This window comes from Rhizobium sp. P2_G2 (assembly GCF_056403555.1).
Map to the genome: position 1 here is coordinate 56,490 of NZ_JBFUFF010000032.1, position 15,903 is coordinate 72,392.

Sequence of the window (15,903 nt, forward strand, 5' to 3'; positions counted from 1 at the left end):
GTTTTCGGAGCGATAGACATGCGCTGGATCAATGCTAGGCCGGGCCGCGGTGCACAGCTTGCCCTGCTGCTGGTGCCCTTCATCGCCGTGCTGATCGCCTATGCGATCGGCTCGGCCGATCGGCTGGCCGTCAATGCCAATGACAAGCTCTTGCCGAACCTTGCCGGCTTCGCCGACGCCATCAACCGCATGGCCTTCGTCGCCGACCAGCGCACCGGCGACTATCTGCTCTGGTCGGATACGGGTGCGAGCCTGATCCGGTTGGTCGCGGGCTTGGGTATTTCGACGGCGATCGCGCTCGTCATCGGCATGGCGATCGGTGTCCTGCCCTATATCCGGTCGCTGCTGGCGCCGTTCGTCGCCGTCATCTCCATGGTGCCGCCGCTGGCGCTGCTGCCGATCCTGTTCATCATCATGGGCTTGGGCGAGACGTCGAAGATCGCGCTGATCGTCATCGGCGTCGCGCCGACCATGGTCCGCGACCTGGCGCTGAAGGCGCTCGAATTGCCGCGCGAGCAGACCGTCAAGGCCGAAACGCTAGGCGCAACCTCCTGGCAGATTGCGCTGCGCGTCGTGCTGCCGCAGATCCTGCCGCGGCTGATCACCTGCCTGAAATTGCAGCTCGGTCCGGCCTGGCTGTTCCTGATCGCGGCGGAAGCCATCTCCTCGGAATCGGGGCTTGGCTACCGCATCTTCCTCGTCCGCCGCTATCTGGCGATGGATGTGATCTTTCCCTATGTCGTCTGGATCACGCTGCTGGCCGTGGTGATGAACTTCCTGCTCGACCGCCTGCGTATTGCCGTCTTCCCCTGGTCGGAACTGGAGAAGCAGGCATGAGCGAGCTGGTGATCGACAATCTCTGGAAGGAATATGGCGACCAGATCGTGCTGGAGCGGGTGTCGCTGACGGTCGCCTCGCGCGCCTTCGTCGCCCTGGTCGGGCCGTCCGGCTGCGGCAAGTCGACCTTCCTGCGCCTGCTGCTCGGCCAGGAGCAGCCGACCAGGGGAACGATCCTGCTCGATGGCTTGGCGCTGCCGGGCGAGCCCGGGCCGGATCGCGGCGTGGTCTTCCAGCGCTACTCGGTGTTTCCGCATCTCACCGTGCTCGGCAACGTGCTGCTGGGGCTGGAGCTCTCTGCCGCGCGCTACAAGGCAAAGCTTTTCGGCGCTGCCCGCCGAAGCGCCGAAGAGCAAGCCCGCCAGATGATCGCCGAAGTGGGTCTTGCCGGCGCCGAGAAAAAATATCCGGCCCAGCTTTCGGGCGGCATGCAGCAGCGGCTGGCGCTGGCGCAGGCGCTGATCATGAAGCCCAAGGTTCTGTTGCTCGACGAACCGTTCGGCGCGCTCGACCCCGGCATCCGCGCCGAGATCCACAAGCTGATGAAGCGGCTCTGGAACGAGACGCAGATGACGGTGGTGATGGTCACGCATGACATGCGCGAAGCCTTCACGCTGGCGAGCCGCGTCGTCGCCTTCGAGCGGCCGCGCGATCGGCCGGAAGAGAAGGAGCGCTACGGCGCCACCATCACCAAGGACATTTCCATCTGGCCGCCACGGCTTGCCGGCCAGGCTTCGATCTACAGCCCCGACCGGGACGACCCGGTCGTCTCCCTGGGGCAATACCGGGACGGCCCGGCACCATCAGGAGAAAAGTGATGATGCATATCCGACGTTCGCCCGAGGAAATCGCCGCCAACCGCGCGCGCTACGAGGAACACCAGAGAAAGGGTCTGGAATTCGCGCCCAAGGCGCTACCCGCCGCCAGTCCGCTGCCGGCGCCGCCGATCGCGGCCGAGACGGTCATCCATCAGGAGACCGTTCCCGGCGGCTGGTACTGGTCGACGAAATTGCTGCGCGGCGAAGCGATCCGCATCGATCAGGCCGAGGGCAATTCGACCGTGGCGCTGATCGCCTGGAACACCGATGACACCAGCGAGCGGATCAACCTGGTCGATACGGTCAAGGTGCAGTGGACGACGGCGCTCGGCAAGGGAAGAGTGATCTTTTCCGATATGGGCCGGGTGATGTTCTCGCTGGTCGAGGACAGTTGCGGGGCGCATGACTGCCTGATGGGCGGTTCGACCGCCGCGTCGAATGCCGTGAAATATCCCGGCACCAAAACCCGCAACACTCGCGACAATCTCATTCTCGTGGCCGGCAAGCTCGGGCTCGACCGGCGCGACATTCCCGGCGTGCTCAACCTCTTTGCTCCCGTCAGCGTCGACGATGAGGGCCACTTCGCCTGGCGCGGCAAACGTTCCAATAGCGGCGACTATGCCGAATTACGCGCCGAGATGGACATGCTGGTCGGTCTTTCCAATTGCCCGCATCCCCTCGATCCCGATCCGTTCTATCAGCCGAAGCCGGTGATCGTCACCCGCTTCCGCCCAGCATTGCCGGTCGCCGACGACCTCTGCCGGACGGCAACCGCCGAAGCCATCAGAGGCTTCGAGAACAATGCGATGATGCTGGCCTGAGGGAGAGAACCATGAGTGATTTCGTCCAGACCTCCCCCTCTCGCAGCCTCGAAAACGCTGTCGAGGATCACTTCATCCCCGCCGAAGCCCCCTGGTCGGGCGTGGTCCGCAAGGGCCAGACGATCCGCATCGAGGACAGTTACGGCCAGCAGGCGATCGACACGTTGTTCTACCGCGCCGACGATTTCGCCGAACGCTATTCCAACCAGGACACGATGCGGGCCCAGGCCGGCGCCTATGTCGGCATCGGCACCAAAATCATCTCCAATGAAGGCCGGGTGATGCTGACCATGACCGCCGACAGCTGCGGCCGGCACGACACCTCCGCCGGCGCCTGCTCCTGCGAGAGCAATACGGTGCGCTTCGGCCACGGCGTGAAATACCTGCATGCCTGCCGCGACAATTTCGTGCTCGAAGTTTCCAGGCACGGCATGAGCAAGCGCGACATCGTGCCCAACATCAATTTCTTCATGAACGTGCCGATCAGCCCGGATGGCAAGATGACCATCGTCGACGGCATTTCCGCATCCGGCGATTATGTCGAGCTGGTCGCCGAAATGGATGTGCTCTGCGTCATCTCCAATTGCCCGCAGGTCAACAATCCCTGCAACGGCTTCGACCCGACGCCGATCCGGGTGCTGATCTGGAATGCCGAGGGCTGAGATGTTCAAGAAAGTCCTCATTGCCAATCGCGGCGAAATCGCCGTCCGCGTCATCCGAACGCTCAGGAAAATGGGCATCGCTTCCGTTGCCGTCTATTCCGACGCCGACCGTTTTGCCAAAGCGGCCCTGAGCGCGGATGAAGCCATTCGCCTCGGCCCTGCACCGGCGAGCGAGAGCTACTTGAATGTCGACGCCGTCATCGCCGCCTGCAAGGCGACCGGTGCCGAGGCGGTGCATCCCGGCTATGGCTTTCTCTCGGAAAATATCGGTTTCGCCGAACGCCTTGCCGGCGAAGGAATTGCCTTCATCGGCCCGCGACCGGAGCATCTCTCGGCCTTCGGCCTGAAGCATACTGCTCGGGAACTGGCCAGGGAGAGCGGCGTGCCGCTGCTGCCCGGCACCGGCCTGCTGCAAAGTGCCGAAGAGGCCTTGGCGGCGGCCGAGACCATCGGCTATCCGGTAATGCTCAAGAGCACAGCCGGCGGCGGCGGCATCGGCATGCAGCTTTGCGCCGATCCGGCCGCGCTGAAAGCCTCGTTCGAAAGCGTGCAGCGCACGGCGCGGGCAAGCTTTGGCGATGCGCGCGTCTATATCGAGCGCTTCGTCGCCGCAGCCCGGCATGTCGAGGTGCAGATCTTCGGCGATGGCAAGGGTGCGGTGATCGCGCTTGGCGAACGAGACTGCTCGCTGCAACGTCGAAACCAGAAGGTCATTGAGGAAACGCCAGCGCCCGGCCTTTCGGATGCTGTGCGCGCACGCCTGCACAAGGCGGCGGTCGATCTCGGCAAATCGGTTTCCTATGAATCCGCCGGCACGGTGGAATTCATCTATGATCCCGTGCGTGAGGAATTCTACTTCCTCGAGGTCAACACCCGGCTGCAGGTCGAGCATCCGGTAACCGAGGCGGTGTTCGGCATCGATCTGGTCGAGTGGATGGTCCGCCAGGCGGCCGGCGAGGACGTGCTTGCGGCGGCGGTCGATCTCGTGCCCAAGGGAGCAGCGATCGAGGCACGTGTCTATGCCGAGATGCCGCATGCCGATTTCCGCCCCAGCGCCGGCCTGCTGACCGAAGTTGCTTTCCCCGAAAGCGCACGCGTCGACGGCTGGATCGAAACCGGCACGGAGGTAACGCCCTTCTACGATCCGATGCTGGCCAAGGTGATCGTTGCCGCCGAGAACCGGTCCGCAGCGATTGCCAAGCTGCAAACCGCACTGACCGAAACCTCGATTGCCGGCATCGAAACCAATCTCGATTACCTGCGTGCAATCGCCGCCTCCGACCTACTGGCCAGCGGTAAGGTAGCGACCACTGCACTGCGCGATTTCGCCTTCACCCCCGATATCATCGAGGTGCTGGCGCCGGGCGCGCAATCGAGCCTGCAGGAACTGCCGGGCCGTTTGGGCCTCTGGCATGTCGGCGTGCCGCCGAGCGGTCCGATGGACGAACGGTCCTTCCGGCACGCCAACCGGCTGGTCGGTAATGGCGATACGACGACAGCCTTGGAGCTGACGGTCGCCGGACCGATGCTCCGCTTCTTCGCCGACAGCGTTGTGGCACTCGCCGGCGCGGAAATGCCGATGACTTGCGATGGCGAGAGGCTGCCGCACAACAGGCCGATCTCCATTCGCGCCGGCCAGACATTGACGATTGGTCCGATCAACGGACCCGGGCAGCGCGCCTACCTCGCGGTCGCCGGCGGGTTTGCCGCCCCCGTCGTGCTCGGCTCGCGCGCCACCTTCGATCTCGGCCGCTTCGGCGGCAATGCCACCGGCACGCTCAAGACCGGCCATGTGCTGCATCTTGCTGGCCAGAAACCAAGCGAACCGGCACAGCCGGCGAGCGAACCTGCCAACCTGACGCGGCAGTGGGATGTCGGCATCATCTATGGCCCACATGGCGCCCCGGATTTCTTTGCAGAGAGCGATATCGAGACGCTGTTCTCGACCGATTACGAAGTGCATTTCAACAGCGCCCGCACCGGCGTGCGGCTGATCGGCCCGGCGCCGAAATGGGCGCGCAGCGACGGTGGCGAAGCGGGGCTGCATCCCTCCAACCTGCATGACAATGCCTATGCGATCGGTGCGATCGACTTCACCGGCGACATGCCGATCATCCTCGGCCCGGACGGCCCGAGCCTTGGCGGCTTCGTCTGCCCGGCGGTGATCGCCCGCGACGAGCAATGGAAAATGGGCCAGTTCAAGCCGGGCGACACGATCCGCTTCCGACCGGTCAAGCCTGCGGAAGACCCGATTGCCGGGCCGGCGATCCGCAATCCCATCGACACCGGCTCGGCGATCGTCGGGCGTCATGACGATGGGCCCGTCTCCGTCGTCTATCGCCGGCAGGGCGAGGACAATCTGCTGGTCGAATACGGCCCGATGAGCCTCGACATCGCACTTCGGCTGCGCGTGCACCTCCTGATGCAAGCGGTGCTGCAGGCAAGACTGCCTGGTCTCATCGACCTGACGCCCGGCATCCGCTCGCTGCAGATCCATTATGACGGCACGGCGCTGACGCGGCGCCGGCTGCTCGGCCTGCTGGCCGAGATCGAGACCACGCTGCCTTCGGCGCATGACGTCAAAGTGCCGAGCCGCGTCGTGCATCTGCCGCTGTCATGGAACGATCCCGAAGCACAGCTGGCAATGCGCAAATATCAGGAACTGGTGCGCCCCAACGCGCCCTGGTGCCCGTCGAATATCGAGTTCATCCGCCGCATCAATGGGCTCGCCGACGAGCAGGCCGTGCGCGACATCATCTTCGATGCCAGCTATCTCGTGCTCGGTCTTGGCGACGTCTATCTCGGTGCGCCGGTGGCGACCCCGATCGATCCCCGGCATCGGCTGGTGACGACGAAATACAATCCGGCCCGCACCTGGACGCCGGAAAACGCTGTCGGCATCGGCGGCGCCTATATGTGCATCTACGGCATGGAGGGGCCGGGCGGCTACCAGCTCTTCGGCCGTACCATCCAGGTCTGGAACACCTGGCGCCAGACGCCCGAATTCGCCAAGGGCAAGCCCTGGCTGCTCGATTTCTTCGACCAGATCCGCTTCTTCCCCGTCAGCCACCAGGAACTGATGGAGGCCCGCGCCGCCTTCCCGCATGGCGGCTACCCAGTGAAGATCGAGGAAACAGAATTCTCCTACGCTGCTTATGAAAAAACGCTCAGCGACAATGCCCAGTCTATTGCTCGTTTCAAGACCAGCCAGCAGGCGGCCTTCGAAGCTGAACGCCAGCGCTGGAAGGAGGCAGGGCTCGACAGTTTCGTCGCCGATGAAGGCGCCGGTCAAAGCCTCGACGGCGATGTCCCGGCCGGTTGCTTCGGAGCGGCAAGTTCGGTCCCCGGCAATATCTGGAAAATTATGGTCGAACCGGGTGCCACAGTGGCGCCGGGCGATACACTGGCAATCATCGAATCGATGAAAATGGAAATCAACGTCACTGCCCACGCCGCAGGCCGGGTGCGCGAATTGCGCGCCGGCCCCGGCCGAAACATTAGAGCTGGCGACGTCATCGTCGTCCTGGAGGAATGCTGACATGCTGCCCACTATTCTCGATCTTTCCAGCCTTCGCGCCGCCTATCAAGCCGGCGCGACACCGCTCGATGTCATCGAGGAGGTGATTGCCCGCCGTGCCGCCAGCAAGGACCCGGCAGTGTTCATCACCCCCACGCCCGATGACGCACTTCGTGCGGCGGCAAAGGAATTGCTGGCACGCGCGCCGGAACCCAACAGCCTGCCGCTCTGGGGCATACCCTTCGCGGTCAAGGACAATATCGACGTCGCCGGCCTGCCGACGACGGCGGCCTGCCCTGCCTATGCCTTCCAGCCGGAGAAGGATGCGACCGTGGTTGCCCGCCTGAAGGCGGCCGGCGCCATCGTCATCGGCAAGACCAATCTCGACCAGTTTGCCACCGGGCTGAACGGCACCCGCTCTCCCTACGGCGCACCGCGCTCGGTGTTCGATCCGGCCTATGTGTCGGGCGGGTCGAGCTCGGGCTCGGCAGTGACGGTCGCTTCCGGTCTAGCCACCTTCGCGCTCGGCACCGATACGGCCGGCTCCGGCCGCGTGCCGGCCGCCTTCAACAATCTCGTCGGCATCAAGCCGACGCCGGGTCTCGTGCCCAATGTCGGCGTCGTGCCGGCCTGCCGCAGCGTCGATGTCGTCACCGTCTTCGCCGCGACCGTGGGCGATGGTGTTGTGATCCGCAAGGTGATGGAAGGCTATGACGCCGCTGATCCCTTTTCGCGCAAGGCCGTTCCCGCGAGCCTGCCCGCATCAGGCTTGAGGATCGGCGTGCTTGACGGTCCCGAGCGCGAATTCTTCGGCAACAAGGATGTCGAAGCGCTCTATGATGCAGCGATTGAACGCGCCCGGTCTTTGGGTGCAACAATCGTGCCCTTCGACTACGCACCGTTCCGCCAGGCGGCCGAACTGCTTTACAATGGCCCCTGGGTGGCGGAGCGTCTCGCCGCAGTGAAGGATTTCATCGCCACCAATGCCGGGGATTTCGACCCGACCGTGCTAAAGATCATCGAAGGCGCCAAGGCCTATGACGCCGTGGCCGCCTTCGAAGGCAAATACAGGCTCGAAGCGCTGCGCCAGAAGACCAAGGTTGAGTGGGAGAAGGTCGATATCCTGATGTTGCCGACCTCGCCCACCACCTATACGGTCGAGGACATGCTGGCCGATCCGATCGTCCGCAACGGCCATTTTGGCCGCTACACCAATTTCGTCAACCTGCTCGATTGCGCCGCGATCGCCATTCCTGCCGGCTTCGACGCTGACGGCCATCTCCCGGCCGGCGTCACCCTGATCGGCCCGGCTTTCACCGATGATGCGCTTGCTCCCTTTGCCGATGCCATGCACCGGACGCTCGCGGCCGGTATGGGCGTCGATCGCACCGCTACTCTCCCCGAAATCAGCCGGGTTCCGATGATCGATGACGGCTTTGTGCCCCTGGTCGTGGTCGGTGCGCATCTGACTGGCATGCCGCTGAACCATGAACTGACCGGCCCCGGCGGGCGACTGGTCAAGGCCTGCAAGACTGCTGCCGGCTACCGGCTGTTCGTCCTGCCCGACACTACGCCGCCGAAACCGGGCCTGATTTTTGAGCCTGGTTTCATAGGATCGGGACTGGCGGTAGAAGTCTGGGCTCTGCCGCCGCACGCGTTCGGCCGCTTCGTGCAGAAAATTCCGGCGCCGCTCGGCATCGGCAAGATCAAGCTGGATGATGGCTCGTCGGTTTCGGGCTTTCTCTGTGAAGCGCATGCGGTGAGGGACGCCGAGGAAATCACCCATCTGGGCGGCTGGCGCCCATACGTCAATGCCAGCCTTTCAAGTTAAGGGAATCGAATAGGCCTGTCTGTTTCCGCCGTGGCCGAAATCGTCGTCCACTCGGCTTTCGCCGCGGGAATTTGTCGTCGCAATAGGTTAAGACCTTTTCCATTGTGATCGACGTCGCCACCATGGGTCCAGATTGAAATCTCGGCGGTGATGCTCTCCGGCGCGGTTCAACCGCGCTCGCCCGATCGGCTCACCCATCACTGCGAGATCATCGAGACGCGAAACGCATGGCCAGGACGCATTTGTGATCAATTCGCAAAACCGCATTCACTGCGGGACTTGCAACATCAAGCACTCCGATCATAACATCAACTGAGGGTTTCCCGCAGGGAGGTGCGGGGCCGGTTTATCCGAATATGGAAGGATGCTTGGACGCAAGTCCGTGCGAAAGCGGTAGCTCAGCATCGCAGCAGAAAGACCATGCAGCGCAAGCTCTTCCCTTTCATCATGGAAGAGGCTGCGGCCGGTGCAGTTAAAATAACAACAAGACGTTAAGTGGAGGAACGACCAATGGCTGAAAAAATCGATCCCAAAAGGCATAAGCAATTCGATCTGGCGCGGAAAATTGCCGTGGCCGCTGGCGCTCCGTTTCTCGATCCGGAAATTCTTTTCAATCGAGCCAGCGACGACGATCTGAAACGCTATAGCCCGGACATGCTGGCACACTCAACCCTGCATTCTGCCCAGGAACTTGCCAAATGGGATGGCAAGGTGCCGCAGATCAGCGTCGCGCCGGTCGCCAATCTCGAGCCCGGCGGCGTTACGGTATCGGTGCTGTCCGTGACCGATCACAATATGCCTTTCCTCTATGAATCCGTCATGGGCGAGATCACCAGCAGCTATCGCGATCTCTATATGGCGGTCCATCCCATCCTGGTGATCGAGCAGGGCAAGTCTCCCGAACTTTACTCGGCCGATCATCCCGGGGCGCCGGCAAGTCGCGTCAGCCATATGCAAATCCACCTCGCGCCACTGACGGAACTGCAATCGGCCGATCTGACGAAGCGCCTGACATTGGTGCTGGAGCAGGTGCGGCTGACCGTCTCCGATTGGAAGCCGATGCTTGCCAAGGTGGATACGGCGATCGAGGACCTGTCAGCCTATCGCGCCGGCGGCAAAAAGGCCGATCGCGACGAGGCGGTTGCCTTCCTGAAATGGTTGCGCGACGGCAACTTCACTTTCCTCGGCATGCGGGAATATGTCTATTCCGGCAAGGGATCGGACGCCAAAGTCGAGCGCGACAAGGGTGCCGGCCTCGGCATCCTGTCGGATCCGGACGTACGCGTTTTGCGCACGGGCAAGGATGCGGTGACGACGACACCACAAATCCTGGCTTTCCTCGATGGCCCCGATTTCCTGATCGTGACCAAGGCGAACGTCAAATCAGTCGTGCATCGCCGTGGCTACATGGATTACGTCGGCGTCAAACGGTTCGATGACAAGGGCAACGTTACCGGCGAACTGCGCATCGTCGGCCTTTTCACCTCGACCGCCTATACGTCCACGCCTGATGAGATTCCGCTGCTGCGCTCCAAGATCAACTGGGTCAAAACGCATTTCGGCTTCGACCCGATGAGCCATTCGGGCCGTATGCTGGGCAACACGCTCGACTCCTATCCGCGCGACGACCTTTTCCAGATCGACAGGAGCTTGCTCGCGAGCTTCGCCGAGCAGATCAACGAACTGGCCGACCGGCCGCGTGTGCGGGTGCTGCCGCGCATCGACCGTTTCGATCGCTTCGTCTCGGTTCTCGTCTACGTGCCGCTTGAGGAATATGACTCCAACGTCCGTGAGAAGATCGGCACCTATCTCAAGACTGCCTATGACGGGCGTGTTTCCGCCTACTATCCGGCTTTTCCGGAAGGCGGCGTCGCACGGGTGCATTTCATTATCGGCCGTTCCGGCGGCAAGACGCCGCGTGTTCTCCAGTCCGAACTCGAAGACACGATCCGCCGCATTACCGCGCGCTGGGTCGATCGTTTCGAGGCTCTGGCAGGCCATGAGGCAGGCAGGATCAATGTCGACAACGCTTTCCAGGACACGTTCACGCCGGAAGAAACGGTGCTTGATCTGCCGGATATCCTTGCCTGCGCCGAGGGCGAACCGATCCGTATCAAGTTCTACGATCGCCAGGAGGATCACGGAGCGGTCCTGTCGCTGAAGATTTTTCACGCCGGCGGCCAACTGGCACTGTCGCGCCGCGTGCCGCTTCTGGAAAATCTCGGCTTCAATGCCGTCAGCGAGCGGACATTCGACATCGCGGCTCCGGCCGCCGGTGGCGCTGCGAAGCTTGTCGTGCTGCATGATATGCGGGTCGAGGCCCGTGGCGGCACAGTCGATCTGGAGCGATACGGTGCGGCATTGGAAGAGGCTTTCGTCGCGGCCTTCAAGGGCGAAATCGACAATGACAGCTTCAACCGGCTGATCCTGTCCGCGGGACTTTCGGCGCGCCAAGCCAATGTACTCCGTGCCTATGCGCGCTACCTGCGCCAGGCCGGCATCGCCTATTCGCAGGACTATATTGCCACGACGCTGGACAAATATCCCGACATTGCCGCAAACCTGTTTCGTCTTTTCCATGATGCACACGATATCGCACTGGCAGAGAAGGCAAGCGCCAAGAAGCTCGCCGATCTGCATGCGAAGGTCGAAACGGCGCTCTCCGGCGTGCCGAGCCTGGACGACGACCGCATCTTGCGCCGCTATGTCAACGTCATCGATGCGACGCTGCGCACCAATTACTTCCAGCGCAATCCGGACGGCTCGCCGAAGGCAATGCTGGCTTTCAAGCTTGATCCGAAGCTGGTCGACGGCCTGCCGGCGCCGCGGCCATTCCGCGAAATCTTCGTTTTTGGCGTCGAGGTCGAAGGCGTGCATTTGCGCTTCGGCAAGGTGGCGCGCGGCGGTCTGCGCTGGTCGGATCGCGCCGAGGATTATCGCACGGAAGTGTTGGGGCTGGTGAAGGCCCAACAGGTCAAGAATGCCGTCATCGTGCCGGTCGGCGCCAAAGGCGGCTTCTATCCCAAAAAGCTGCCGGTCGGCGGCAGCCGCGACGAGATCTTCAATGCCGGCCGCGAGGCCTACAAGACCTATATCCGCACGCTGCTGTCGATCACCGACAATATTGCCGGTGCCGATATCGTGCCGCCGAAGGATACGGTGCGCCACGACGAGGACGATCCCTATTTCGTCGTTGCCGCCGACAAGGGAACCGCAACCTTCTCCGACACCGCCAATGCGCTGGCGCAGGAAGCCGGTTTCTGGCTGGACGATGCCTTCGCCTCCGGCGGCTCGGCCGGTTACGATCATAAGAAGATGGGCATCACCGCCCGCGGCGCCTGGGAAACGGTCAAACGCCATTTCCGCGAGATGGATATCGACATCCAGACCACGCCCTTCACCGTGGCCGGCGTCGGCGACATGTCGGGCGACGTCTTCGGCAACGGCATGCTGCTGTCGCCGAAAATCCGGCTCGTCGCTGCCTTCGACCATCGCGACATCTTCATCGATCCGGATCCGGATATGGCAAAGACGCTCGCGGAGCGGCAGCGGCTGTTCAACCTCGCCCGTTCCAGCTGGCAGGATTTCGACAAGAAAATCCTGTCGAAGGGGGCGATGATCATTTCCCGCGCGTCCAAATCCGTCACCCTGACGCCGGAAGCGGCAGCCGCGATCGGCATGGACAAGACGGTTGCGACGCCGTTCGAGATCATGAGTACGATCCTCAGAAGCCAGGTGGACCTGCTCTGGTTCGGCGGCATCGGCACCTATGTCAAATCGGTGTCGGAAACCGACACCGATGTCGGCGACCGTGCCAATGATCCCATCCGCATCTCCGCTGACGAGGTGCGCGCCAAGGTCATCGGCGAGGGCGCCAATCTCGGCGTCACTCAGCGGGGGCGCATCGCCTATGGGCTGAAAGGCGGACGCTGCAATTCCGACGCCATCGACAATTCCGCCGGCGTCAATACCTCCGACGTCGAGGTCAACATCAAGATCGCGCTGGCTGCTGCCATGCATGACGGGCAGCTGACGCGGGCAAAGCGCGACCAGCTTCTGCCGGTGATGACCGACGAAGTGGCCGCACTCGTGCTGCGCAACAACTATCTGCAGTCGCTGGCGATTTCGCTGACGGAGAGGAAGGGTACGGCCAACGGGTTGGAACTGGCGCGGCTGATGACCGTGCTGGAGGGCACGAAGCAGTTGAACCGCAAGGTCGAGATGCTGCCTGACGAGGCGGCCCTTGCCGAGCGCTATACTGCTGGAAAGCCGCTGACCCGCGCGGAAATCGGCGTCCTTCTGTCCTATGCGAAGATCGTGCTCTTCGATGCGCTGGTGGCAAGTCCTTTGCCGGACGATGCCTATTTCGCTACGACGCTGGCCCAATATTTCCCAGCGAAAATGCAGAAATCCAACGCCGCCGACATTGCCAGCCATCGGCTGCGGCGGGAAATCATCGCCACCGTTCTTGCCAACGAAGCGATCAACCGCGGCGGTCCCGCTTTCGTCATCAAGATGATGGATGCGACTGCGGCAGCCGCACCGGACGTGGTGCGTGCCGCGATCGTGGCCCGCGACGGTTTCGATCTGGCGCGCCTCTGGGGCGAGGTGGACGCACTGGACAACAAGATTTCCGGCCAGATGCAGAACCGCATCTATGAGGAGATCGGGTTTGTCTTCACGGTCCTGACGCGTCTTCTCCTCAAGACGACTATGGTCAAGGGTGATTTGGCGGATGTGATCAACCGGATCCAGGCCGCCTTCAAACAGCTCAAACCGCTTCTGGCCGGCCAGCAGTCGTCGGAAGTCGCCGCACTCCGGAGCGAATATCAGGAAGCCGGCGTGCCGGAGAAACTGGCGCAGGAAATTGCCGGCCTGTCGAGCCTGGCGCTGGCACCGGAGATCATGCAGATCGCCGACCGCACCGGCGCATCGCTGACGCGGGCGGCAGAATGCTATTTCGCCGTGTCGCAGACATTCCGGGTCGAAAACCTTCTGGCTGCAGGCGGCAGGATCGTCACGCCGGACCACTACGAAAATCTGGCACTGGCGCGCAGCATTGACCAGATCGCCAGTTCACGCCGCGACATTGCCATTGCCGCGCTTGCCCATCACGGCAAGGAAAAGCGACCGGTCCAGGCCTGGCACGCCGAAGACCGGGTGCGCATCAATCGGATTGTCGAAGAGCTTTCCGGGCTCAGCGACAGCGGCGATCCAAACCTCGCCCGCATCACGGTTGCCGCCGGCCTGCTGACCGATCTTGCCAACGAAGTCAGGAAGACGTGACCGATTCAGGCTCGCGCCTCGACACAAGCTGCAACAGAACCTTTGCGGGAACGCGCCAGTCCGCAAATGATTTTTGCCGCGTCAAAATATGACTGACAATGAGCTTCCCCGTTGAGAAAAGCGCGTCGGAGCCACTCCGTGTTGAGTTGCAAAACTACATCCCAGACGGTATAGGTCCTCCGGAAGATCTTCTATGGATGGTTTCACTCGTGCAACGAACTGAAGGCCGGAGATCGTGAGCTGTTTCACGGCCAGTCCGGCATGGTGAGGAGTTTGTGATGTCTCGGACCTACGAATATGTTTTCACGGGTGAAGGTACCCAACACGCCCACGTAACGATTACGACCAGCGACTACGTAACGAATGTCGAAATTAGTCCCGGCGTGTTTGCCGCCGGATATGCGATCGAAGGCATCAGCGGCACGTTCGATGGCAACCCGATCTCTGGCCTTTATGGCAGTGGCGGGGAGTTGCAGTCCTCCGCCGGCATCGGCCTGTTCGACAATACGATTTTCGTCAGTGACAGCCAGGGCGCATTCCATGGCAGCAAATTCGGCATAGACGGGGCCGGAATTCTATTCACGACCACGGCGGGGATCTATTCGATCGGCTCCAACGGGATCGACGTGTTCTATCAGCATGGCCGCGATGGCGGCCCTATTGGGGTTGAATCCTGGGAGCATCCGCCGGCTGACACCACGCCGCCGGTGCTCGTCTTTTCCACGCCGTTCGATGACATGACCCATGTGGCGCTCGACAGCAATATCGACCTCTCCTTCAATGAACTGATCAAGCTCGGCGCGGGAACGATCACCATCAGCGACGGCGCCGGCGATACCAGGGCCATAGACGTGACCGATGCGAGCCAGGTCCAGGTGATCGGCTCGACGCTGTCCATCAACCCCACCGCCGATCTGCATGCCGGAACGACCTACCATGTGACGATTTCCGCCGGGGCGTTGAGCGATTTTTTGGGCAATGGCTTTGCCGGGCTTGCGAGCGGGGCGCTTGATTTCAAGACGATCTCGGTGGTCACCGGCAGTGATCCCGTGCTCAACGGGACGTCGGATGACGAGATCGTGACCGGCACGAGCACGGATCACATGCAGACGCTGAACGGGCTTGGCGGTAATGACACGCTCACGCTTTCCGCCGCCGGCGGCTTTGCCAACGGCGGCGCCGGCAATGACAGTCTGATCGGCGGCGACAGCCCGGGCAGCCTGCATTTCACCGGCAACATGCTCGATGATTTCGAAGGCGACAATATCTTCCATGGCGGCAATGCCGGCAGTCTGGCGACCGTGCAGAATCTGATCGCCGCCGGCTCAGGCAACGATACCGCCTATGGCGGCAACGCCAGCGGGCAGGGCGCTTTCGTCTATAACCTAATGCAGATGGGGGAGGGCGCGAATTTCGCCTCGGGTGGCATTGCATCGGGCGGCGCAACATTGCAGAATTTCATCTTCGGCGGCTCCGGCGACGACACGTTGGTCACAGGCACTGCAAGGGGCAGTGCCAGCCACGTCTACAACCTGCTCTCCGGCGATGGCGGTAACGATGTCTTCGTGCTGACGCTCGGCAGCGGCCAGACGACGATCACCGATTTCAGCGCCGGAGCTTTCCAGGGCCATCATGATTTTCTCGATATTTCGGCTTATTTCATCCAAGACTTCAAGGCTATGTTTGACGCAGCGACGGAATCGGGGGGCTCCACGGTTCTGCATCTGGCTAACAACTACGGAACGGTGGATGATGTGGTGCTGACGGGTGTCACCAAGAGCGAGTTGACAGGGATTGACTTCATCATTTGAATGAAGGTTGCTGCTGAAAGAAGTGGCGTCGGCATGTCGTCGCGCATCCTTGCCGCGCTCACCATCCGCAGCTTTCGACAAAGGCGCGAGGCAGGTCACCGGGGTTCGCTCCCGATGCTTGAGGTCTCGGTTTGCACTGTCTTTATTCGTAACCGTCCGATTGAGGCCGCCTGCCGGAACTCGCCGCGCTGGGGTAAGACACGTGTTTAACGACGTCGTTAGCGACGTGTCTTATGCGAGGTTATGCGGTGCGGGTGGAAATTCTTGGTCAGGAACGGCGTCGTCGCTGGGATGATGCGAAGAAGCGCGCGATTGTGATG

9 protein-coding genes are annotated in these 15,903 nt (G+C 62.2%); all 9 read left to right on the forward strand.

Features of this window, described 5'->3' with window-relative positions:
- The first annotated feature begins 18 nt into the window (after nucleotides 1–18).
- Entirely contained in the window at nucleotides 19–837 is an 819-nt protein-coding gene (locus AC1D06_RS21755; RefSeq protein WP_477877459.1) for an ABC transporter permease, read from the forward strand.
- A complete protein-coding gene (locus AC1D06_RS21760; RefSeq protein ID WP_477877460.1) occupies nucleotides 834–1,655 on the forward strand; it encodes an ABC transporter ATP-binding protein in 822 nt (273 codons plus the stop codon). The genes AC1D06_RS21755 and AC1D06_RS21760 overlap by 4 nt, the downstream gene beginning before the upstream one ends.
- A complete protein-coding gene (locus AC1D06_RS21765; protein WP_477877461.1) occupies nucleotides 1,655–2,476 on the forward strand; it encodes an urea amidolyase associated protein UAAP1 in 822 nt (273 codons plus the stop codon). The genes AC1D06_RS21760 and AC1D06_RS21765 overlap by 1 nt, the downstream gene beginning before the upstream one ends.
- A gap of 11 nt (nucleotides 2,477–2,487) precedes the next feature.
- On the forward strand, nucleotides 2,488–3,138 hold the full coding sequence (locus tag AC1D06_RS21770; RefSeq protein ID WP_477877462.1) for an urea amidolyase associated protein UAAP2: 651 nt from the start codon (nucleotides 2,488–2,490) through the stop codon (nucleotides 3,136–3,138).
- Nucleotide 3,139: 1 nt separating this feature from the next.
- Nucleotides 3,140–6,676 (forward strand): urea carboxylase, encoded by a 3,537-nt coding sequence (gene uca, locus AC1D06_RS21775; protein ID WP_477987897.1) that lies wholly within the window; start codon nucleotides 3,140–3,142, stop codon nucleotides 6,674–6,676.
- Between the two features lies 1 nt (nucleotide 6,677).
- Complete coding sequence (gene atzF, locus AC1D06_RS21780; RefSeq protein ID WP_477987898.1) at nucleotides 6,678–8,486, forward strand: allophanate hydrolase; 1,809 nt, start codon at nucleotides 6,678–6,680, stop codon at nucleotides 8,484–8,486.
- Between the two features lie 196 nt (nucleotides 8,487–8,682).
- The gene (locus tag AC1D06_RS21785; RefSeq protein WP_477877619.1) at nucleotides 8,683–8,802 is read left to right on the forward strand and encodes a 4Fe-4S dicluster domain-containing protein; all 120 of its coding nucleotides are present in this window, start codon (nucleotides 8,683–8,685) and stop codon (nucleotides 8,800–8,802) included.
- A 194-nt stretch (nucleotides 8,803–8,996) separates the two neighbouring features.
- A complete protein-coding gene (locus tag AC1D06_RS21790) occupies nucleotides 8,997–13,772 on the forward strand; it encodes an NAD-glutamate dehydrogenase (RefSeq protein WP_477987899.1) in 4,776 nt (1,591 codons plus the stop codon).
- Nucleotides 13,773–14,050: 278 nt separating this feature from the next.
- Entirely contained in the window at nucleotides 14,051–15,583 is a 1,533-nt protein-coding gene (locus tag AC1D06_RS21795) for an Ig-like domain-containing protein (protein ID WP_477987900.1), read from the forward strand.
- The last annotated feature ends 320 nt before the right edge of the window (nucleotides 15,584–15,903 follow it).

Coding starts and splice junctions, on each gene's coding strand:
- AC1D06_RS21760 (WP_477877460.1), top strand. CDS start 834: ATGAGCGAGCTGGTGATCGACAATCTCTGGAAGGAATATGGCGACCAG.
- AC1D06_RS21755 (WP_477877459.1), top strand. CDS start 19: ATGCGCTGGATCAATGCTAGGCCGGGCCGCGGTGCACAGCTTGCCCTG.
- AC1D06_RS21795 (WP_477987900.1), top strand. CDS start 14,051: ATGTCTCGGACCTACGAATATGTTTTCACGGGTGAAGGTACCCAACAC.
- AC1D06_RS21770 (WP_477877462.1), top strand. CDS start 2,488: ATGAGTGATTTCGTCCAGACCTCCCCCTCTCGCAGCCTCGAAAACGCT.
- uca (WP_477987897.1), top strand. CDS start 3,140: ATGTTCAAGAAAGTCCTCATTGCCAATCGCGGCGAAATCGCCGTCCGC.
- AC1D06_RS21790 (WP_477987899.1), top strand. CDS start 8,997: ATGGCTGAAAAAATCGATCCCAAAAGGCATAAGCAATTCGATCTGGCG.
- atzF (WP_477987898.1), top strand. CDS start 6,678: ATGCTGCCCACTATTCTCGATCTTTCCAGCCTTCGCGCCGCCTATCAA.
- AC1D06_RS21765 (WP_477877461.1), top strand. CDS start 1,655: ATGATGCATATCCGACGTTCGCCCGAGGAAATCGCCGCCAACCGCGCG.